19 protein-coding genes are annotated in these 20454 nt (G+C 40.2%); 9 read left to right on the top strand and 10 right to left on the bottom strand.

Features of this window, described 5'->3' with window-relative positions; genetic code table 11:
• Positions 1-65 precede the first annotated feature (65 nt).
• From ACFOZY_RS15050 to selD, 3 genes are all read right to left on the bottom strand, one after another.
• Complete coding sequence (locus ACFOZY_RS15050) at positions 66-1760, bottom strand: methyl-accepting chemotaxis protein (RefSeq protein WP_378156957.1); 1695 nt, start codon at positions 1758-1760, stop codon at positions 66-68.
• 136 nt (positions 1761-1896) lie between these two features.
• On the bottom strand, positions 1897-2955 hold the full coding sequence (gene mnmH / locus ACFOZY_RS15045; RefSeq protein WP_378156955.1) for a tRNA 2-selenouridine(34) synthase MnmH: 1059 nt from the start codon (positions 2953-2955) through the stop codon (positions 1897-1899).
• Between the two features lie 27 nt (positions 2956-2982).
• Entirely contained in the window at positions 2983-4023 is a 1041-nt protein-coding gene (gene selD / locus ACFOZY_RS15040; RefSeq protein WP_378157379.1) for a selenide, water dikinase SelD, read from the bottom strand.
• Between the two features lie 279 nt (positions 4024-4302).
• On the opposite strand from selD, the gene pgeF reads away from it, so the two are divergent.
• Positions 4303-5061, top strand: coding sequence for a peptidoglycan editing factor PgeF (gene pgeF, locus ACFOZY_RS15035; RefSeq protein WP_378156953.1), 759 nt, complete (start codon positions 4303-4305; stop codon positions 5059-5061).
• Between the two features lie 44 nt (positions 5062-5105).
• Here pgeF and ACFOZY_RS15030 read toward each other — a convergent pair whose 3' ends face one another.
• From ACFOZY_RS15030 to ACFOZY_RS15020, 3 genes are all read right to left on the bottom strand, one after another.
• Positions 5106-5267, bottom strand: a complete 162-nt coding sequence (locus tag ACFOZY_RS15030; protein WP_378156951.1) for a YfhE family protein — start codon at positions 5265-5267, stop codon at positions 5106-5108.
• Positions 5268-5413: 146 nt separating this feature from the next.
• Positions 5414-6871, bottom strand: a complete 1458-nt coding sequence (locus tag ACFOZY_RS15025; protein ID WP_378156949.1) for a carbon starvation CstA family protein — start codon at positions 6869-6871, stop codon at positions 5414-5416.
• 144 nt (positions 6872-7015) lie between these two features.
• On the bottom strand, positions 7016-8674 hold the full coding sequence (locus ACFOZY_RS15020) for a malate:quinone oxidoreductase (RefSeq protein ID WP_378156947.1): 1659 nt from the start codon (positions 8672-8674) through the stop codon (positions 7016-7018).
• Between the two features lie 367 nt (positions 8675-9041).
• Between ACFOZY_RS15020 and ACFOZY_RS15015 the strand changes: the two genes are divergently transcribed.
• Positions 9042-9629: a hypothetical protein gene (locus ACFOZY_RS15015; RefSeq protein WP_378156945.1), complete on the top strand. Its 588-nt coding sequence runs from the start codon at positions 9042-9044 to the stop codon at positions 9627-9629.
• A gap of 206 nt (positions 9630-9835) precedes the next feature.
• On the opposite strand, the gene ACFOZY_RS15010 is transcribed toward ACFOZY_RS15015, so the two are convergent.
• Complete coding sequence (locus ACFOZY_RS15010; protein WP_378156942.1) at positions 9836-10027, bottom strand: hypothetical protein; 192 nt, start codon at positions 10025-10027, stop codon at positions 9836-9838.
• 495 nt (positions 10028-10522) lie between these two features.
• Here ACFOZY_RS15010 and ACFOZY_RS15005 point away from each other — a divergent pair, with 495 nt between their 5' ends.
• The 3 genes from ACFOZY_RS15005 (at position 10523) to ahpF (ending at position 14304) form a co-directional block, all read left to right on the top strand.
• Entirely contained in the window at positions 10523-11713 is a 1191-nt protein-coding gene (locus tag ACFOZY_RS15005) for a M14 family zinc carboxypeptidase (protein ID WP_378156940.1), read from the top strand.
• A 480-nt stretch (positions 11714-12193) separates the two neighbouring features.
• Positions 12194-12763 (top strand): alkyl hydroperoxide reductase subunit C, encoded by a 570-nt coding sequence (ahpC, locus tag ACFOZY_RS15000; RefSeq protein WP_378156938.1) that lies wholly within the window; start codon positions 12194-12196, stop codon positions 12761-12763.
• Positions 12764-12777: 14 nt separating this feature from the next.
• The gene (gene ahpF, locus ACFOZY_RS14995) at positions 12778-14304 is read left to right on the top strand and encodes an alkyl hydroperoxide reductase subunit F (RefSeq protein WP_378156936.1); all 1527 of its coding nucleotides are present in this window, start codon (positions 12778-12780) and stop codon (positions 14302-14304) included.
• A gap of 134 nt (positions 14305-14438) precedes the next feature.
• On the opposite strand, the gene ACFOZY_RS14990 is transcribed toward ahpF, so the two are convergent.
• Positions 14439-15401, bottom strand: coding sequence for a helix-turn-helix transcriptional regulator (locus tag ACFOZY_RS14990; protein WP_378156934.1), 963 nt, complete (start codon positions 15399-15401; stop codon positions 14439-14441).
• Positions 15402-15498: 97 nt separating this feature from the next.
• Here ACFOZY_RS14990 and ACFOZY_RS14985 point away from each other — a divergent pair, with 97 nt between their 5' ends.
• The 3 genes from ACFOZY_RS14985 (at position 15499) to ACFOZY_RS14975 (ending at position 17561) form a co-directional block, all read left to right on the top strand.
• On the top strand, positions 15499-15978 hold the full coding sequence (locus ACFOZY_RS14985; RefSeq protein WP_378156932.1) for a GyrI-like domain-containing protein: 480 nt from the start codon (positions 15499-15501) through the stop codon (positions 15976-15978).
• A 16-nt stretch (positions 15979-15994) separates the two neighbouring features.
• Positions 15995-16459 carry a phage tail protein gene (locus ACFOZY_RS14980; RefSeq protein ID WP_378156930.1) on the top strand — a complete coding sequence of 155 codons (465 nt, stop codon included), beginning with the start codon at positions 15995-15997 and terminating at the stop codon, positions 16457-16459.
• A gap of 289 nt (positions 16460-16748) precedes the next feature.
• On the top strand, positions 16749-17561 hold the full coding sequence (locus ACFOZY_RS14975; protein WP_378156928.1) for a LysM peptidoglycan-binding and 3D domain-containing protein: 813 nt from the start codon (positions 16749-16751) through the stop codon (positions 17559-17561).
• 81 nt (positions 17562-17642) lie between these two features.
• On the opposite strand, the gene ACFOZY_RS14970 is transcribed toward ACFOZY_RS14975, so the two are convergent.
• Both ACFOZY_RS14970 and ACFOZY_RS14965 read right to left on the bottom strand, forming a co-directional pair.
• Complete coding sequence (locus tag ACFOZY_RS14970; RefSeq protein WP_378156926.1) at positions 17643-18137, bottom strand: LURP-one-related/scramblase family protein; 495 nt, start codon at positions 18135-18137, stop codon at positions 17643-17645.
• 319 nt (positions 18138-18456) lie between these two features.
• Positions 18457-19707 (bottom strand): DUF2254 domain-containing protein, encoded by a 1251-nt coding sequence (locus ACFOZY_RS14965; RefSeq protein WP_378156924.1) that lies wholly within the window; start codon positions 19705-19707, stop codon positions 18457-18459.
• 241 nt (positions 19708-19948) lie between these two features.
• On the opposite strand from ACFOZY_RS14965, the gene ACFOZY_RS14960 reads away from it, so the two are divergent.
• Entirely contained in the window at positions 19949-20449 is a 501-nt protein-coding gene (locus tag ACFOZY_RS14960) for a staygreen family protein (RefSeq protein ID WP_378156922.1), read from the top strand.
• Positions 20450-20454: the final 5 nt, after the last annotated feature.

Raw genomic sequence — 20454 nt, 5'->3', positions numbered from 1 at the left:
CTTCTAAGAGACTTGCGCTACGTGATAAAAAATCCGCTCCCTTAGAAGTAGGGAGCGGATTTAAATCATATCTTAAATTGTTTTACTAAACCGTTTAGCTCTTCAGCAAGTTTTGTCAGTTCATCTGTACTTGCGGCAATCTGATCCATCGAAGCTCCGGCCTGTTCTGTTGTAGCTACGACTTGTTGCATTCCTGCAGCAGCTTCTTCAGAAACAGAAGCAATTTCTTCAATTGAGTTGTTCATCTGTTGTGTATTGGCTGCAAGTGTTGTCAGGTTTTCGGAAACCTCTGTAATGTCAGCTACCATTCTTGTCACGGAAGAGGTAATTTCGTTAAGCGTATTTCCTGTCTCAGCAATTTGTTCAGTACCTTTTTCCACTTCCGCGTAGCCGCCCTTTAAGGACTTGGCGACCATGTTAGATTCAGTTTGAATCTTGGTAACAATTTCGGTAATATCCGTGACGGAACTGGATACTTGTTCGGCCAGCTTACGGACCTCATCTGCTACAACTGCAAATCCTTTTCCTTGTTCCCCTGCACGGGCAGCTTCAATAGCTGCATTCAATGCCAATAAATTCGTTTGGGCTGCTACATCTTGGATGACGGAAACTAACTGCGTAATTTCTTGGGTTTCAGCGTCCAATCCTTCCATTTTTAGAACAGCATCTTTCACTAGTTCATTTATCGTTTCCATTTGTTCTTTCGACTCATCCATCATTTGGCTGCCTGTTGATGTCATCGATAAGACAGAAGTGGAGTAGTCATGAACGCGGTCGCCTTTTTCATTGGCCTCTGAAACACGCTCACTAAAGATTCCCATGACTGAAGCAAGCTCGGCTGCACTGTTCGCTTGAACTTCAGATCCGCCGGCCATTTCCTGCATGGTAGCGGTAATCTGTGTTGCACCAGTTTTTGTCTCTAAAGCAGCTGCAGCCAGTTCTTCACCCTGCTTTGCAACGGTAACGGAAACTTCTCCGATTTTACGTAGCATTTGCTGCATATTACTTGCCATGACATTCGTAGATGCGATTAACTGACCCGTTTCATCCTTTGTTTTTACCGGAAGTGGTTCCTTACTGATATCACCGGAAGCAATTGCTTTCATTCTGTCCATAACCAGTTTAATAGGTCTTGTAATGGATTGTGAGGTTAAAATGGCAATAACCACTCCGACAATGATCATAACAATAGTAAGAATGACGCTTGTCATAAAGGTAGAGGAACCCGCTTTTACTGTATCCGCACCCATTTCTTTCATAAGAGATTCTTGTTTAAGTGCACGATCTTGTAGGTCCATTACAATCTGTTGGGATATTGGTGTAATCCCGGACACCATGACATCGTTCGCTTGATCTACATTTCCAGAATCGTAATATTCGAACATGAGCTCAGACATTTCCGACCAATCTTTTTTCAAACTGATTAGTTTTGTTGTTGCTTCGTCACCGTTATTTAGTTGTAGAAGTTTTGCCTCCAATTGGAGAGTCTTTTCTTCCAAACTATAGAACAAGTCTTTAGACGTTTGATCGCCGTAAAGAAGATAGGACTGTAGGAAGTTCGTTCGCATGGAGTGGTCTTTTTCAAGCTCCTTGCTTACTGTAAAGTGTTCAAGTTCCTGATTGATCAGTTTTTCTGTTTGTTCATTGGATTTCAACAAAGTGAAACTTGTAACGGAATTTAATAGTAACACCAGTACAAATAATAAAATGAACCCAAATAAAATCTTGTATTGGATTTTCTTAAAAGTAAACTTTTTCAATCCTAATTTCCTCCTGACTACACGTATATTCCTCCTGTTTTATCGGCATGTACTATGAGCTTTTCGAGTCAAATGAGGAAAGAACCAATTTTCCGATTTGTTAAATAGTATTAGTTACTCAAAAAAACCGCTTCTCCTAAATGGAGAAACGGACTTGGTCAGAGTTTGCAACTCTGTGTATATGTCGTTTAATGGCTTCAATCGCTTCCTCAATCGAGTTAGCTTTTACTACGATCTTATTTTCCTCCGGATATTGCAGAGAGGAATGCGTATATCGAGCATCATAATAGTGTTGAAGTAGGTTTTGAATTGCGGATGAGTACTCTCCTGTGTTGAGCTGATCTTCAATCTCTTTGGCGATCGGGGTATGAATTCGGGATTTGATAAGCGAAAATGCTTCCTTGCATTGTTCATGAAATTCCCATGGCCGATAATCTTCCAAAATTTCAGCTACTCGGGCCTCCATCGGCATTTCGATAATAATTTGAGTACTTTCCTGCTTCATTACTGTTAAAAAGGGAGCGATGTAAACCTTCCCGATCCTGCGGCTTTCAGCTTCAAAGAGAACATACGGTGCTTCTTGAAGTTCACGAAGTCTTTGAATAAGTAACGAATCGAATTTCTTTTGAGTGTTCGGATTTGAACCGATATGGCCAAATATGGACCCACGATGATTTGCCATCCCTTCAAGATCGATCACCGGATACCCTTCATCCTGAAGCGCCCTCAATATTTTCGTTTTTCCTGTTCCGGTCATTCCGTTTAAAACGAAAGCCTTTTTAACTGGAAACTCCTCAAGCTGGCTGACTACCCATTGGCGATAGGACCGTATGCCGCCATCCAAGCGATTCACATGGATTCCCATTAAGCTTAGCAAGGTAGCCGTTGTTCTGCTGCGCATGCCACCGCGCCAGCAAAACACCGTCTTATCCCCTTCAATATTCTTAAATTCCTTGATGAATGAAGGCAGCTTAGAAGAAACGATTTCCAACCCTCTCTCTTTTGCCGCTTCCACACTCACTTGTTTATAAATCGTGCCGATTTCTGCCCGTTCTTCATCGCTAAAAAAAGGGATATTCACACTCCCTGGGATTGTAAATTCTTCATACTCTGACGGGGAACGTACGTCAATCAATGTCATCTTCCGCTCTTCCATAACGGGAACCAATTCTTCTACTGTAATAGTGCTGAACATAATGCCGCCTCCAAAAGGACGATTCTTCTATTCTACAAAAACATGACCTTTTCCGTTGATTATAACTTCACCAATAATTGCAGCTTCTAAACCGGATTCTTTAAGCTTTTCTAATAGGTGTTTTGCATCTCCTTCACCAACACTTATAAGAAGTCCTCCGGAGGTGACAGCATCACATAATAAGTATTGATCGGTCAATTCCATATCCTCCGGGAATGTCACCATATCTCGGACATGCAAATAATTATTTTTCGAGCCTCCTGGAAGGACTCCCTGGTCTGCAAGCTCACGTGAACCTTCTAATACTGGAACCTGGTCCCGATAAATCCGAAGGCCAGCATTTGCACCTACTGCCATTTCAGTAGCGTGACCTAAGAGTCCAAAGCCCGTCACATCCGTACACGCATGAACGTCGAACGGCTCCATTGCTTCTGCCGCAGACTTATTCAATGTTGTCATTACTTTCGTTACACGTGCAATTTGACTTTCATCCAATAATCCCCGCTTCAATGCAGTCGTCATAATACCGACACCGATCGGCTTTGTCAAAATGAGTTTATCTCCCGATTGCGCAGCAGCATTCGTTTTCACGTTTTTAGGATTTACAACTCCTGTCACAGCCAATCCGAATTTCGGTTCAGCATCATCAATGGAATGACCGCCTACTAGAGTAACTCCCGCCTCTTTTAGCTTATCCGATGCTCCTCGTAATATATCAGCTAAGATACTCTTATCTAATTTGCTGATCGGAAACGCCACTATATTCAAAGCCGTTAAGGGTTTTCCACCCATCGCATAAATATCACTAATGGCATTTGTCGCTGCTACCTGTCCGAAATCATATGGATCATCAACAATTGGAGTAAAGAAATCTACTGTTTGCACAATAGCCAAATCCTCTGTCAGTTGATAGACACCCGAGTCATCGCTCGTCTCCAATCCGACAAGCAAGTTTGGGTTCTTTGGTTGAGGGGGAAGCATCTTCATCACTTCCGAGAGATCCGATGGTCCAATCTTACAGCCACATCCCCCTTTCGTCGTTAAGGATGTCAATTTAACCGTATCCATTTGTGTCATATCGATCGACCTTTCTACGTGGAATCTTCTTTTATCTTCATTATACGCCTAATTTTAGGAGGAAATAAGATAGTGCTTTAATCCGTGGAAAAAAAGCAGCTCCCTTTACACCGGAAGCCACCTATACCCATTTTCTCTGAAATTCTATCTCCCTCAATGAAAAATTGAATCTAATGCAATAGAGTTTAAATGAGTAGGACTTCCTGACCGATTTCTCTCCAATCCTATACACCATACATTCCTTTGTATATATTGAAGGAGGGTGATGAAATGAAAACAAAACTGTACAGAAATAACAATATTATAGCTGGTATCACACTGAAGGATTCAGATGCTCCGGAGATGGGCAACATGGCACTCCATGCATGTGTAGATCCTGATACTATATTGGAGAATCGGCAAGAATTAGCATTATTATTAGACACCGAACTAAATTCATTCGTATGCGCCAATCAAACACATAGTCACAATTTTTATAAAGTAACAGCGGCAGACAAGGGACGTGGTGCCACTTTCCAAGATACCGCTATCGCCGATACAGATGCACTATACACCTTTGAACCGAATATCGTATTATGCTCCTTCACAGCGGACTGTGTTCCAGTAATTTTCTATGACGATGTAAAGGGATTGATCGGTGTCATTCATTCCGGATGGCAAGGTACTGTAAAAGAGATAACTTCTGCGGTGATGAAGCAAATAATTGATACAGAGGGTTGTAGGCCAGAAAATCTCCATGTGCATTTAGGGCCTGCACTTAGCCAAGAGAAATTCGAAGTCGATGAAGATGTCTATGTAAAATTCAACAAGTTAGGTTATGCGGAAGAGTTTATGTATTTTAAGGAAGAGACAGGCAAATACCATATCGACAATCAGCTAACTGTAAAAAAACAATGTGAAATTGCCGGAATCCCATCTGATCACATAGTGATTGACCGTACATGCACGTATATCAGTCCCGAAGGATTTTCTTACAGGCAAGATAAGAAAAGTGGACGCCATTTAAGCTTCATTGTGAAGAAGAACTAGTAAAAACAAGCCCCCCATTGCAAATAGCAATCGAGGGCTTGTTTTCATTTTTTTCTGCTTTTTTCAGTTGCTTTGTCTGCACGCTTAAATTCCTGCTGGTACAGCACTTCTTGTGACGAGGTTAAGCCGTTATCTTTCACCGTCAACTGCTGATGAGGCGGCTTTCGATCTTTCATGACACCGGACTCCTTCCATTCACGAATCACACATAGTTTTTCCAGACTGGAAGGAATTATTTATCATGATTTAATATAACTAATAAATCGTTCAGTTTCTCTGTTAGTATATATTTCCACTATTCCTCAAGGAATGTAATAGACCCTGGAATCCAGGCTCTCATATATAATTCAGATTAAGCAACTGCCTTATTGAAACTCGATACGTCTTCGTCGTACAGGAATCCGGTTCCACGCTTCTTCAATCCAGAGATAAAGAACATGGCTGTGATAGCGACAGTTGCCAAAACTCCTCCGATATAGGAAGCCTCTAATGGAATACCGAAGCCCATAGTTGGTTCGTATAGAATATATACGAATACCATAGAAGTCATGAATACAGCTGGCACTGTGGCAATCCAGTGGTTCTTAAACTGTAGGAAGAGGTACATAGCACCAACCCATAAAGCAATGACAGCGGTTACACCATTGGCCCAGGAGAAATAACGCCATAAAAGATTAAAATCTATTTTTGTTAAACCATATGAAATGACGAATAGCGGGATCGCGATCCATAAACGGCTTACGATTTTTGCTTGGCCCCACTTGAAGTAATCCGCAATGATCATACGTGCGGCACGGAATGCTGTATCCCCTGATGTGATCGGCAATACGATTACGCCTAATACTGCAAGTGTTCCTCCAATTGAACCCAACATTAGTAATGAGACTTCGCTAACAACAGCGGCAGGTCCGCCTGCTGCAAGCAATTCATTTAATCCGCCATACCCGTTAAACAGGCTCATAGCTGCTGCGGCCCAAATCATAGCGATAATTCCTTCAGCGATCATCATACCATAGAAAATTTTACGTCCTTGGTTCTCTTTCTGAGTTGTTCTGGAAATAATAGGTGTTTGTGTGGCATGGAATCCTGATAATGCTCCACAAGTGATGGTAAAGAACAGCATTGGGAAAATCGGTAGCGCGCTTGGATGCATGTTGCTAAACGAAAGCTCAGGAATCGGTGCACCGGTAACAATCAGTCCAATACCCACTCCTACCGCCGAAAGGACCAATAATGCTCCGAAATACGGATAGAGGCGACCGATAATCTTATCTACTGGCAGCAAAGTAGCCAAAATATAATAAACGAAAATAACCCCTACAATTAAAGCCAATGCTACTTTTCCATCCATCATATTACTGATCAGCATCGCTGGAGAAGTGACAAATACCGTACCTACTAATAGTAATAGTAAAAGTGCGAAAACGTTTACAACATGTTTCATAATATTTCCTAAAAACTTAGATGCAAGCTCAGGTAAATGAGCCCCTTTGTTTCGGATTGAAATCATTCCAGTTAAATAATCATGTACCGCTCCGGCAAAAATACAACCTACAACAATCCAGATAAATGCGACCGGTCCATACAAAGCCCCGGCAATGGGTCCAAATACAGGACCTGTACCCGCAATGTTAAGAAGCTGAATTAGTGAGTTCTTCGGCGTCGACATCGGTACATAGTCTACCCCATCCGCATTGACATATGCTGGTGTCGGCCGTTCATTCTTTGGTACAAAAACTTTCTCTACAAACTTCCCGTACGTGAAATAACCAACGATTAAAATAGCAATACACACCAAAAACGTAACCATTTCTCCACCCCTTTTTGATTTATTCTAAATATTCAATTATATGTTATCATTTTAGGGAAAATTCAGCAAAGCAATTTTCGGGGAAAAGTAGAACTCTATTCTCACAAAAAAAAGAAACCATCGATGGTTTCTTTTTTTGTATCTCTATTCGCCTTTGGACTTATCGGTTAGCATCTCATCTGTCACTTCAGGATCTGCTTCTTCAATAGTTTCTGAAATATGATCGTCATCTGACACTTCATCCAAAGGTGCAACAACCTGTTCGTCTTCAGGTTGAGCAACATCCTCTTCATCTAACGGCTGGTCTGCCAACTCATTTTTCTCAACCAATCCCAGTGTGACAGCTGTGGAATCATTAAGTTCACGGAAAAGTTCCGGATGTTCAGATAAAGACAGTCCATAAGATGGGATCATTTCTTTAATTTTCGGTTCCCACTCTTTGAATTGTTGCGGGAAACAACGATTCATCACTTCAAGCATGACATGGACAGCAGTCGATGCTCCTGGAGAAGCGCCTAGTAACGCTGCAACTGAACCATCGGCAGCACTAACGACTTCCGTACCAAATTGAAGCGTTCCTTTACCTGCATCTGTATCTTTAATAACCTGGACACGTTGACCAGCAACGACTACATCCCAATCTTCAAGCTTCGCGTCGGGAATGAATTCTCGTAACTCTTCAATCCGCTTTTCATTTGACAACATAAGCTGTTGAATCAAATATTTTGTCAGCTTCATTTCTTTTGCACCTGCAGCAAGCATGGTAAAGACATTACTCGGTTTAATCGAACCGAATAGATCAAGATTCGAACCCTGTTTCAGAAATTTAGGAGTGAAACCTGCAAATGGACCGAACAGCAACGACTTTTTGCCATCGATGTAACGAGTATCCAAATGTGGTACTGACATCGGCGGTGCGCCGACCTTCGCTTTTCCATACACTTTCGCATGATGCTTTTCAATAACTTCCGGATTCTTGCATACTAAGAAGAGACCGCTTACCGGGAATCCGCCAATATGCTTCGATTCAGGAATGCCCGTTTTTTGAAGCAATGGTAAGCTTCCGCCTCCTGCACCAATGAAGACGAAATTTGCTGAATGTGTATTGACCGCTCCACGATCCATGTCCTGTACTCTCAATTCCCAAGAACCATCTTTACGCTTAATGTCTTTGACACTATGCTTATAGTTAACCTCAACGCCTTTGTTTTTGAGATGATCAAAAAGTAAACGAGTCAAGGCACCAAAGTTCACATCAGTCCCGGAATCAATTTTTGTAGCTGCAATTCGTTCCTCTGGTTTCCGGCCATTCATAATAACTGGAATCCACTCTTTCAGTTGTTCAGGATCATCTGAAAACTGCATTCCTTCAAATAATGGATTAGCTGTTAATGCCTCAAAACGTTTTTTAAGGAATGCAACATTTTGCTCCCCTTCCACTAAACTCATATGTGGAATTGGCATGATGAAATCATGTGGATTTTTAATGAGTCCATTATTGATCAAGAAAGACCAAAACTGTCTGGAGAGTTGGAACTGCTCATTTACTTTGATGGCTTTCTTAATATCAACGGTACCGTCCTGCTTTTCCGGGGTATAATTGAGCTCACAAAGTGCAGCGTGGCCCGTTCCGGCGTTGTTCCATTCATTCGAGCTTTCTTCACCTGGTTTGTCTAATTTTTCAAACACAGTAATTTTCCAGTCCGGAGCGAGTTCTTTCAGAAATGTCCCCAACGTTGCACTCATAATACCCGCGCCAATCAGAATGACTTCTGTTTGAGTTTTGCTTCCGCTGTTGCTCATCGTTTAACAACATCCTTATATATAGATTTGCAGGAATTTATACAAGCTGCCTCCCACTCTAAACCGAAGCGCTTACATACTTCCCTGTAGAATTATAGTCCACTATATAGTGTATCAAATTATAAAAAAAATAACTATATTATCATACTATATATGGAAGTGGATAACCAAGAACTCTTCTTGAATACTAAACCATACACAGAAAGGTTCGATAATTTCAATGAAATGCTTGTCGGTGAATCTATTTTCGTTAAAGTACTTCTTCCTTGAAATTCATCAAAAAGGTCTTAACTATGAATTCACCGATGATTTAAATTTAGAAACCAGGGTATCAAGCAAAGGGAGATTATAGTGGGGATGTGTATAAATGATTGGACTTTCTGAACTCGTATCTCTAATTATTTCGGCATTTATCATCTTGCCCGTTGTTGTGTTTATACGGGAAACAGGTTATTTGGTTGTCAGCTGGTTGTTTGGCGTCGAAAATCCCAGGCTTACAATCGGTTCCGGTCCTCGACTTTTTAAACTTGGCATGATTGATATTCGCAAATATTATCATTTGTATAGTTGGTTTTCGTATGACGGATTAAAACGAAAAAGTAAGTTTGCTTATATTTGTATTTATTCAGGACCCATTTTAATGAACCTTTCCCTTGCCCTTGTTATCAATTTTTTAGTTGCCAATGGGTGGGCTGAGGATTACAAAACATTTTGGAACCGTTTCGTTTTTTATGCGTTTTATTATGTATTGTTTGATGTAATTCCAATGATAACTGTCAACGAAAAGCCTAATAACGGCATGATTATCTATGAAATGATCAGATATGGAAAACGAGTCGATTATAATAAGGAATCATTTATTCCAACTACTTCGGAAGTGGACGAGGAGTACCAAGAACATATGAAGGAGATCGAAGAAATAAAAAAAGCTCGCGAAGAGGAAGATGCGGATTAACTGCACTTATTGAAAACGTGCTTTGCGTTTCTTTTTGTCTAACGTGATTTTTACTTTAATCGCTTATTCTGTAAGTACAATACCGATTCAGTAAAATGTGCTGGAAAAGCGTCACTTGAACGAAAAACAGGGAAATCATTTATGATTCCCTGTTAACATTTTACTGTTAATTAACTTCTATCTACATCGGTTAATTTAGTCAACCACTACTCCTTGTGTGAGTCCAGTGCTTGGTAATCCGATTGATACTTTCCGCCTTCCGCCACTTCTGAATGATATAAGGCCTTAAGTGCGAAGTTTTTCTCCAACTGATGTTCTTTCATTAGCTCTTTTAAGCGTTTTTGCAGTTCTTTATTGTTTTTAACAAGTTTTTGCATTTGTGTTTGTGTATATTTCATAAGATTTAAGTTACCTCCTTTAAATTTCAGTATTCCCTTGAAGCTTATTTTATTGTCGCACAAAAACCCTTCCAATTATAGTAATGACGAAAATGATGAAGGAATCGATGATAAAAGAGTATTTATAAGCAAATAACTGATTTTCCCCCTTACCCTACCCGTACAAAAACATTATTCTTTACTAAGTAATTGTAAGGTCATCCAATCCTTTAGTTGCATTCCGATCTGTCCAAAAAATAGTACAAAACATCATTTAATCAAATGTCCTGCGACCTTTTTCATAGTAAAACCCAAGCCAAAAACTATTCATAATCAAACAATACGTTGGAGAGACTGGATTTCCCCTCTATTACTCCCTCTAACACGGAAGACATTTAGCCTATCGAAAGAATAAACACTTACGCCTATTAACTTAAACGATCACTTCTCCTATACTGATATAACAATAGTGAAAATTCACACTATTAATTAAATTTCGATAGGAGTGGTTAATTAATGAGGAAAAGAAAATTCGTTTCAACGATGGGTGCAATCGCTTTAGCTGCAAGTCTTGCAACACCTGTATTAGCCGAAGGTCAACCTTCGCCAGCAACACCCGAGCAGCAGGTTCTATCTGTTGAAGGTTTTACAAACCATGCTCAACTAAGTAAGAAGCTTCAACAACTTGTCCAAAACAGCCAAGGCAAAGTTGCAGTTGAGGCAGCAGGTTATTCCAATCAGGGAAGAGAAATTTGGAAGGCCACTGTTGGCTCTGGTGAGAAGGTAATCCTGATTAATAGTGAAATTCACGGAAATGAACCGGTCGGAACAGAATCGTTATTAAGCCTTCTTCAATTCTTAGGTGGAAACTCTCCGGAGGCTGAGAAAATTCGGGAAGAAGTAACGGTGGTCGCATTGCCTAAAATGAACCCAGATGCATCTGAGTTAAGCCGCCGTGGGAATGTAATGAGCTGGCAAGAGGTTGTCGAGGATTTCCCTCAGTTAGGAAATGCTTCTGCACCTTGGAACTACTATACATACAAGAACTCATTTTTCGATTATGAGTCACAACCTGGTTTTGACGTAAATCGTGATTTTAATCCGGATCTAAATTATGTTCCGAAAGCGGAAGACTTCCCCGGAAACTCTTCAACTGCCGGATGGTACATTACTCCAGAATCCCAGACCGTTCGCGATGTCTACAAATCACTCGTTGAAGAGTATGGAAAGGTAGAAGTGTTTGTCGATTTACACCACCAGGCACCATATTATGAAGTAGACGGTACAGACGATTTAGTTACCTTCTCTATTTCCGGGCAATTCGTTCCAAACCCAACAACGGAAGCCGGCAGTAAATATGCTGAGTACGCGGACAACTATAATTATGATTTCTCGCGACAATTGAACGTTGCAGTTTTTGACGCTTTACAAACCGGAAATTCACCATTCAAAAACATTACATTGTATCCACAATCATTAGATCTGCCCGGAACAGCACTGGGAACCTTCGCTCTTAACGGAAGTGGAACCGTATTATTTGAAGTGAGAGGACAGACTCAAAGCTTTGGCCAAAAGAAAAAAGGCCAACTTGTAAAAGCAGTTGAAAGAGGGTTATTGGGGATCGTCACTGGCGTAACGGATGGTTCGGTATATGAAATCGATCCAGAGGAATACGAGTCGATTCCTTTAACGAAAGGCAGACAATAAGTAGTTAGTTAGAACACGTCATATAGGAAAAACTATATATTTCAAAAAACAACTCATCTGCGATAGGTGAGTTGTTTTATTATGATTTTGAGCTTGTTTTATAAAAATTCACTTACGATGTTGAGCGTCTAAACGTTTCTTCTTACTTTCTATTTAAATGAGAACTATTCCATGTAACTGATAGTTAATATTATTCTGAAAATATAAACATATTTACATGTAACAAAATAATTGTTGAGTAACCCCACATTTCATGAGTTTAATGAATACCTCGATTCACAGGGGTGTTTTCTTTGACAAATTTTTTCTTTCATATCACAATAGAGATAGGATTAGAATCATTATAGTTAAATAACAATATTAATTTAGGTTGCTACAGAAACTTTAATTAATATTGTTTTTTATTTGTTTTGGCTATTTGTCCAAGACAATTTCACATACTATGGTGATTCTAAAAAACATCTTAGGAGGAAATTACTTATGTCACTTATCGGAAAAGAAATCCAACCATTCAATGCTTCTGCGTATGATGCAGGAAATGGTGATTTTATTGAAGTTACTGAAGAAAACCTGAAAGGCAAATGGAGTGTTGTTTGCTTCTACCCTGCTGACTTTACATTCGTTTGCCCGACTGAATTAGAGGATCTTCAAAACCAATACGCTACGCTTAAAAGTTTAGGCGTTGAAGTATATTCCGTTTCTACAGACACTCATTTCACCCATAAAGCTTGGCACGATCATTCAGAAGCGATTGGTAAAATTGAATATGTAATGATTGGTGACCCTTCTCAAAGAATTTCCCGTGGATTTGATGTGTTGGACGAAGAGCTTGGCTTAGCACAACGTGGTACGTTCATCATCGATCCAGACGGTATTGTTCAAGCAGCGGAAATCAATGCTGACGGTATTGGCCGTGACGCAAGCACACTTGTTAGCAAGATTAAAGCAGCACAATATGTACGAAACAATCCAGGAGAAGTTTGCCCTGCAAAATGGGAAGAAGGCGGCGATACTCTTAAGCCAAGCCTTGACCTTGTAGGCAAAATTTAAGGAGTTTGACCATAATGTTAGAAGCAGATATAAAAGCACAATTAGGCCAATATCTAGAACTGTTAGAAAACGATGTAGTGCTCAAAGTCAGTGTTGGATCTGACAAAGTTTCACAGGACATGGAGGCGCTGGTTAATGAACTAGCCTCCATGTCATCCCGCATTAAAGTTGAGAAAACTCAATTAGAAAAAACACCAAGCTTTAGTGTAAACCGTGTCGGTGAAGATACCGGAGTATCTTTTGCCGGTATTCCTCTTGGTCATGAATTTACTTCTTTAGTGTTGGCTCTCTTGCAAGTGAGCGGAAGAGCTCCGAAAGTCGATCAAAAAGTGATCGATCAAATTAGAAACATTGAAGGCAACTACCATTTTGACTCTTACATTAGCTTAACTTGCCAAAACTGTCCTGAAGTCGTACAAGGATTAAACTTGATGAGTATCCTCAATCCTAATATTACGCATACGATGATTGACGGTGCGGCATTTAAAGAAGAGGTTGAAAGCAAGGACATCATGGCGGTACCGACTGTGTTCCTAAATGGAGAACCTTTCTCCAGCGGACGTATGTCACTGGAAGAATTACTTTCTAAAATGGGTAGTACTCCAGATGCGTCCGAGTTTGCGGATAAAGACCCATACGACGTACTTGTCGTCGGAGGCGGACCAGCAGGTGCAAGTGCGGCAATATATGCAGCACGTAAAGGCATTCGTACTGGTATCGTTGCAGAGCGCTTTGGGGGTCAAGTATTGGACACGCTGAGCATTGAAAACTTCATCAGTGTCAAGCACACTGAAGGACCGAAGTTTGCGGCAAGTCTTGAAGAACACGTGAAAGAGTACAACATCGATATCATGAATTTACAACGCGCCAAGCGTTTGGAAAAGAAAGATCTCATCGAGATTGAACTTGAAAACGGCGCGGTTCTGAAGAGTAAAACCGTCATCCTTTCTACAGGTGCACGCTGGCGCAACATAGGCGTACCTGGTGAAGCAGAATTTAAGAATAAAGGTGTGGCTTACTGCCCTCACTGTGATGGTCCTTTGTTTGCAGGCAAAGACGTAGCTGTAATCGGTGGAGGAAACTCCGGCGTCGAAGCGGCAATCGACCTTGCAGGGATCGTAAATCACGTAACTGTTCTTGAATATAACTCAGAGCTCAAAGCGGATTCCGTTCTTCAAGATCGCCTACAAAGTCTTCCGAATGTAACAGTACTGACGAATGCCCAAACAAAAGAAATTACCGGGACTGATAAGGTAAATGGAATTTCTTATGTTGACCGTGAATCAGGAGACGTTAAGCATATTGAACTTGCAGGAGTATTTGTCCAAATCGGTCTTGTTCCGAATACAGACTGGTTAGGCGAAACAGTCGAGCGGTCGAAGTTCGGTGAAATTATCATCGATCAACGCGGCTCAACGAACACCCCAGGCGTGTTTGCAGCAGGTGATTGCACAAACAGCCCATATAAACAAATAATTATTTCGATGGGTTCAGGCGCAACTGCATCCTTAAGTGCATTTGACTATCTCATCCGAAATTAATTAGACATCCTTACAATTAGAATACGAACTTACATCAAGACTGTTGGAGAGTAATTTAACTCCCAACAGTCTTTTTCAATTTCGTGCTCTGATCGGCTGTCAATGCAGAGCGATTGGGTTTTAACTGACACTGCCTATGGACAGAATAATCTGTACCTTTCTTGTAAAACTTTCAAGACTTCCTGAGGCACTTCCCTTACCGTAATATCCTCACCAAGAAAGAGGATCCAATTCGTGATTTCATTCCATTCATCTGAATGATGAACATTCACGAAAGTCTTAAGAATCGCTGTCGTCTGGTAAGGATTCGTATAGGAAATTGAAACTTTCAAAGGTTGGTATTTTTTGAACTGGGCGATTGCCTTTGGACCAAGCTCAATGACAAGGTTAATCACTTCTTCCCGTTCACTCAGTTTTTCTAAAATCCTTTTCTCTTTTACCCTTTGTTTCGTAGAATTTGTTTTGACATCGATCAGATTGTCGACCGAGAAAAAACGTCTCTTTTCTTCCTTTAAATCAAATCCTTCGATTAGCCACTGGCCATTTTCATGATGAAGATGTAAAAGAAAAATGTGATAAGACTTTGTTTCCGCTCCTTCTTCAAGTGTAATTAGCAAAGTGCGATCTACCAGAAGGGTTTGTATAAGTTTTTCCAACATCGGATGAGGAAGGTCTGACATTTCAAGCAGGTCCGGATTAAAAGGATTCGTCCCTTCAAATAACAAAATTTGATTCAAAATAACAAGATTATCTTGCTGATTTTCCGAGATCAGACCAAGTAATTTTTCAGCTATGGACTGCCGACTTTTTAAATAGGGAAGTTGTTGATTTCTTGTTGCCATAAAGGCGATGAAAAGAGCCTTGATCTCATGATCGGTAAAACGTACAGTGGGCAGAACTGAGTTATTCATGACAAAATAACCTCCGTCCCTCCCTACTTCTGCGACAAGCGGCATCCCCATTGCTTCGATTTCTCGAATGTCTCGGATTGCTGTGGAACGAGAAATGTTAAATTCCTCCATGATTTCAGAAATGGTAAAGTGACTGCGATTATTGATGTACCGCATAATCGTATTGATTCGTTCAACTTTTTTCATTAGGACCTCTAAACAGTATCATTTTTTGACATCATTTAAGGCTATTATAAACATAACAAGCGAAGAACAAAATTAGTTGAAAAGGAAGGTTTTGACCATGACAAATTATTCTATTGAAGAAAAAGACAGCTTTTCGGTTTTAGGAATTGGCACAGAGCTTAAAAGTCATTACACAGACTTTGCAGGAATCAACAAAGAAAAGATGGATTTTTGGAAGGCCATCAAAGAAGATGGGACATTTGAAACGCTAAAGTCCGTTGCTTCAAATGATTATGTATTTGCAGTAAATGAAGCGGTAAATAACAAAATGATGTATTATGCTGGTGTTTTGGCAGAGAAATCGATGCCGGAAGCAACACGAATGATCCAATTCCCTCAAGGTGAATACGTAGTGGTCAGAGGGGAAGCCCAGACGTCAGAAGAGTTAAGTAACATGTTGACCGGCATTGCTTTCGGTCAAGTCTTGGGAGAAGCGAAGGAAGTTGCCTATGTAGGTGGACCGAATGCAACTGTTGAAATGGGTGAACGAAACGGCTTAGTCTTTGGTGAAATGTGGATTCCTGTCGTAAGGAAATAATGAAGGGGAGCTAGAAATGTCCTATATTGTTGATTTTAAAAATGTTTCCATAATTGGCTTAGAATCTTCACCAGTAGCTGAAGCGCTTGCCGGTTTAAGAGCAAACGAAGCCCGTTACTTTATGAACAAATATAAGCATGAATTTACGGTTGTGCCGGCTAACGAAAGTCAGGAAACCATCGACTACGTGAACAGAGTATTGAAAGAGGAACGTGATTTGGAATTTGCCGCCAAACCTTTGGAAACCTCTCTTTTTTTAGTGGAAAATATCCGATGGGCCTATGTCTTTTATGAAGATGGTCTTGAAGTTAACGTCTTGTATACTATTGATGATCCTAAGAAGCGTGCTGTTGGATTTAAACTTGCTGAAGGAATGGATATTCCAAAGGAATTAGAAGGGAAATTTAAGTTCGCAAGGCAGAAATCTAAATTAGCTGGAACGATTCGAGGCTCATTCTTTGTTATTAAAGGAGAATATTAAAGGAGAAAAATACGTGAAGATTATGATTGGACTGTTGGATGGAAATAAATTTCCCCAACAGTCCTTTTTATTCTTTGAATAAGGAAGGACAAGTTTCTGTTCAACAATCTTTCAAATGTTATTGACCGCTCCTTCAAATATTTCAACCTAATTTTCGACTGAAATATTATTGCAATATATCTGCGACATACGTAATTGAATTAACATCTCCCTGTTCTTTTTCTCAGTGCGATCTATGTTAGGATTACACTTGTGGAATTAGCAAACGAAGAAAATGGAGGGGAAAGAAATGTTTAAAAAAATGATCTCAATCATTCCAGTTGCCGTACTCTCTGTAACTGTAGGTGCTAATGTACAAGCTGCAACGATTACCGTTCAACAGGGCGATACACTATGGAACCTGTCACGTGAAAATAACACAACCGTTGAGAATATCCAATCGCTGAATCAGCTTACTTCAGATTTAATTCATCCTGGGGATGTATTAACCGTTTCCGAAGAAAAAAACTATACTGTTAAACAAGGTGACACGTTATGGAACATTGCACGTGATCATGCCGTGACGGTTTCGCAAATAAAAGAATGGAATCAGTTACAGTCTGATCTCATTCATCCTAATTTAAATCTGGTAATCTTTGAAGGTACTCCTGGTGATAAAACTGTGCCTTCTGTTCCAGTTGCGTCAAAAGAAAGTGCAGTACCAGCTGCTAAAGCACCAACAGATAATACATCTGCTGTACCAGCTGTTTCAGAAACGAAAGAGAAAAAGAATTCTTCAGAGCAACAAGCAAAAACAACAAATGTTGCTGGCGCAAAAGAAATTACAGTAGAAGCTACAGCTTACACAGCTTCATGTGAAGGATGCTCAGGTATTACAGCAACGGGAATTAACCTAAAAGAAAACCCAAATGCAAGGGTGATCTCAGTTGACCCATCAGTTATACCTCTTGGCAGTAAAGTTCATGTAGAAGGCTACGGAGAAGCAATTGCCGGTGATACGGGTGGAGCTATTAAAGGAAATAGAATTGACGTATTTATTCCCAACAGACAAGATGCTATCAATTTTGGTAGAAAACAATTGAAGGTAACCATCTTGGACTGACACAAATCCAAGATTAGGAACCTAATAAAAACTAGCAGGGACAACCATTTGAGTTCTCCCTGCTTTCTTATTAGTTGATTTTTACATAGTCGCTGCTGACGAAGCAGCTTGATCTGCTTTTACGCAGTCAATGGCGACAACCAGGGCAATTACAATAGTCTCCATGGCATCGTCTAAGACCTGCACCTTGTAGCTATCGCCCCAAGTGAACCACTCTTTACTAACGCGACCGACGACTTCACCATCTTGCAGTAGGTTAAAATCCATATCCCACCAGTTGCCGTGAACTTCAATGCCTACCGCATCAATTGTGTATTTTGGTTTAAAGAAGGAAAACTCCTTCTTAATCGTCAAGACTTCCCGCCCATTGACTTCAACAAAAAAAGTAGGCAAAAAACTTAACACTTTTTTCGTAATCAGGGCGACCTCTTCTCTCGCTGTATTCATAATCGAAAACGTCTTAGGAATCTGCATGAAACTACCTTCTACGACATACACATCGTTTTCCTGCTGATCCTTAACTGTGAACTTACCACTTAGACTAAACACCTTTTGTTTGATATAAAGCTCTTTCATAACACTGCCTCCCTCTCTGCTATCCTTATTTAAATGTATACGATTGTGTATCATTATAAGTTTCAGAGAAAAGCTGTATGGAAGATTAACGTATTCCCGCAATAATTCTTATAATTACTTACTGAAAGATTTCTTTTATATATCCTCCACCAGTTCGTTAAGTTCTTCCCGAAGGACATGGACTACTCTCTTAAAGAGCAGTCGTCTCGTATGGTTTTGAGATTATAAAAGGCTATTGGATTAAACATAAACAATTAACTTATGAGAGCAACGATAGCTATGGCTATGATCCGGTAAGTAACAAGCACCTTATACTGCCTTATAAGCCGGAATCTGTACTGTCTGCAATCACTGGTGAATTGTATAATTCATCCTTCTCAGATTGGTTGAGCGCAGCAGTTTCCACTTTTTCTTTCAGATAATCTGCGAACTTATTAAGGGCATTCCGTACTGCCGGCCCACTGCCTGAATCTATTTCCTCCAGCGCCTTAAAAATTGCCTTCATGACTGAAAAATCATCTTTTCCATAATGGCTAATCTGTCTGAAGGAAGTATACAAAAGGTCCTCGAATGGACGTTGCGGTATGAGAACTTGAATCTTTCCATCGTTATCTGAAATAGTTTTAACCTTCCCATTTAAATGTGCAGCTGCAGACAGGCATACACTTAAGGACTTTATGCACTGGATGGCGGTATTAGGGTCATTGATCCCCGGGGATACCGCTCTTAATGCAACTTCAGCAATTTTTTGTAGACCAAATTCCACATCTTTATAGGTGGTCCTCTCTACTCCAATAATTACAGCATCCTCAATGCCTTCTGGAACTTTTTCCTGATTGACGATACAAAGCAGATTTTGCTTTTCTGTCACAAAATGTCCGATTGGCTTTAGGACCTCAATGGTACTGCCCTGTTCAGCAGCAAGCTGTATCAGCTTTTCTTCATTAATATCCTGAATATATCCAAACTGTTTGGCCTTTACAGTCTTTTCTTCAAATAAAATCGACGGCCGGACTTCCATCAGAGATACACTTTCATTTTCCTCAATCATTTCTTTTTCTTTCCTTATCAGACCCAGTACATCATCCGTAAGCCTCTCGATTAGCTTTCCGACCTGAATGGATGTGGCGACATGATAGATGAAGAAGGCGAAGAAGGCAAGACACACAAATGCAATCAAAACGCCAATTGTAGCCGATGCAACCGTATTTCCGAAAGATTCCCTTATAAATAGCAACGTGAAAATGCAATAAACGAATCCCCCAATGAAGACACCAAGCACCCTCATCGTCACCGGGTCCTGAATAAAATTCTGCAGGGTCCTTGGTGAAAATTGAGAGGAGTATGTAGTTAAAACAACCATTGTGGTAGAAAATGTAATGGTAGTCATGGTCAGTAACGAACCAGCAATTGTTCCAAGAATAGTTTTGCTTAAGTCCAGATCTACAAGAAATATCTCAGGGTAAAATGCGTTCAAAGAATAATCTACGTATACGACAGTGATGGCTAAAATTAACGCCACTGTTGTGTAGACTGCAGGAATGAACCATGTACCCTCCTTAATTTTCAAGAAGAATTGTTTAAACATACCCTCTCCCTTTCTTTATCACTTTATTATGCTTTTGCCCTAAAACTCCTTCAGCAAAACAAACCTTACTCTGAAAGAAATGAAATGCCTTAATTGCGGTTAAAAGAATGCACTAAAGGGGCTGACACCCAAAATCATTTTTCAATGACTTTTTTGGTGCAGCCCTTTAATCGTGAACTTATAACAGATGGATGCATATTGATAAAAACAAGGACATTTTCGTATGAAGAAAAAATTAAGAAAGGAACGTGATTACTTGAGTACATTTAATCCAGAAAAACTATCCGTAACATACACGGAAGGGATTACTTCATCCAGCCCCGTTATTCCACGGCGTTACACCCTTACTCACTCTGATTCTACAGGAGAACTATTTTTAAATGTAGGAATCAATTATGCTTGGGGAAAAATCAATGCCTTACGTGATGAAGTTTTAGGGGAATGGAAGGAGTGTGGAAACTCTCTCTGTTTTTGCATTTATCTCTATATAGACCAAGGTGATTTTACCCAAGCTGTATCAGCAAAACGCTATGAAATTTTTAGACGTGAATTGCCACTTGCTCTAACTGCAATAAGATACGGTGATCGAATTCTCTTCAATACCCTTCCTTATTTAGATCAAGCTCCGATTATTGTTAACTTTATGTCCTCTTACCCTCAGTTTGCAAGACAGGAAAATTGGGGAACTTTTCAAGGGTTCTGGACGGAAAACGGTTCAATTTAGAAATT

It is taken from the genome of Chungangia koreensis (genome assembly GCF_042651785.1).
In the GTDB taxonomy this organism is placed as follows: domain Bacteria; phylum Bacillota; class Bacilli; order Bacillales_A; family Planococcaceae; genus Chungangia; species Chungangia koreensis.
The sequence above is the reverse complement of the archived record's forward strand: the minus strand, read 5'-3'. Positions and strand labels throughout refer to the sequence as shown.

What these genes read in the sequence shown, in the direction of transcription:
- ACFOZY_RS15025 (WP_378156949.1), bottom strand. Translation starts at nt 6,871, where the DNA reads ATGGTTACGTTTTTGGTGTGTATTGCTATTTTAATCGTTGGTTATTTC.
- ACFOZY_RS15010 (WP_378156942.1), bottom strand. Translation starts at nt 10,027, where the DNA reads ATGAAATATACACAAACACAAATGCAAAAACTTGTTAAAAACAATAAA.
- ACFOZY_RS14985 (WP_378156932.1), top strand. Translation starts at nt 15,499, where the DNA reads ATGACAAATTATTCTATTGAAGAAAAAGACAGCTTTTCGGTTTTAGGA.
- ACFOZY_RS14960 (WP_378156922.1), top strand. Translation starts at nt 19,949, where the DNA reads ATGAAGAAAAAATTAAGAAAGGAACGTGATTACTTGAGTACATTTAAT.
- ACFOZY_RS14980 (WP_378156930.1), top strand. Translation starts at nt 15,995, where the DNA reads ATGTCCTATATTGTTGATTTTAAAAATGTTTCCATAATTGGCTTAGAA.
- ACFOZY_RS15020 (WP_378156947.1), bottom strand. Translation starts at nt 8,674, where the DNA reads ATGAGCAACAGCGGAAGCAAAACTCAAACAGAAGTCATTCTGATTGGC.
- ACFOZY_RS14990 (WP_378156934.1), bottom strand. Translation starts at nt 15,401, where the DNA reads ATGAAAAAAGTTGAACGAATCAATACGATTATGCGGTACATCAATAAT.
- mnmH (WP_378156955.1), bottom strand. Translation starts at nt 2,955, where the DNA reads ATGTTCAGCACTATTACAGTAGAAGAATTGGTTCCCGTTATGGAAGAG.
- ACFOZY_RS15015 (WP_378156945.1), top strand. Translation starts at nt 9,042, where the DNA reads ATGATTGGACTTTCTGAACTCGTATCTCTAATTATTTCGGCATTTATC.
- selD (WP_378157379.1), bottom strand. Translation starts at nt 4,023, where the DNA reads ATGGATACGGTTAAATTGACATCCTTAACGACGAAAGGGGGATGTGGC.
- ACFOZY_RS14975 (WP_378156928.1), top strand. Translation starts at nt 16,749, where the DNA reads ATGTTTAAAAAAATGATCTCAATCATTCCAGTTGCCGTACTCTCTGTA.
- pgeF (WP_378156953.1), top strand. Translation starts at nt 4,303, where the DNA reads ATGAAAACAAAACTGTACAGAAATAACAATATTATAGCTGGTATCACA.
- ACFOZY_RS15005 (WP_378156940.1), top strand. Translation starts at nt 10,523, where the DNA reads ATGAGGAAAAGAAAATTCGTTTCAACGATGGGTGCAATCGCTTTAGCT.
- ahpC (WP_378156938.1), top strand. Translation starts at nt 12,194, where the DNA reads ATGTCACTTATCGGAAAAGAAATCCAACCATTCAATGCTTCTGCGTAT.
- ahpF (WP_378156936.1), top strand. Translation starts at nt 12,778, where the DNA reads ATGTTAGAAGCAGATATAAAAGCACAATTAGGCCAATATCTAGAACTG.
- ACFOZY_RS14970 (WP_378156926.1), bottom strand. Translation starts at nt 18,137, where the DNA reads ATGAAAGAGCTTTATATCAAACAAAAGGTGTTTAGTCTAAGTGGTAAG.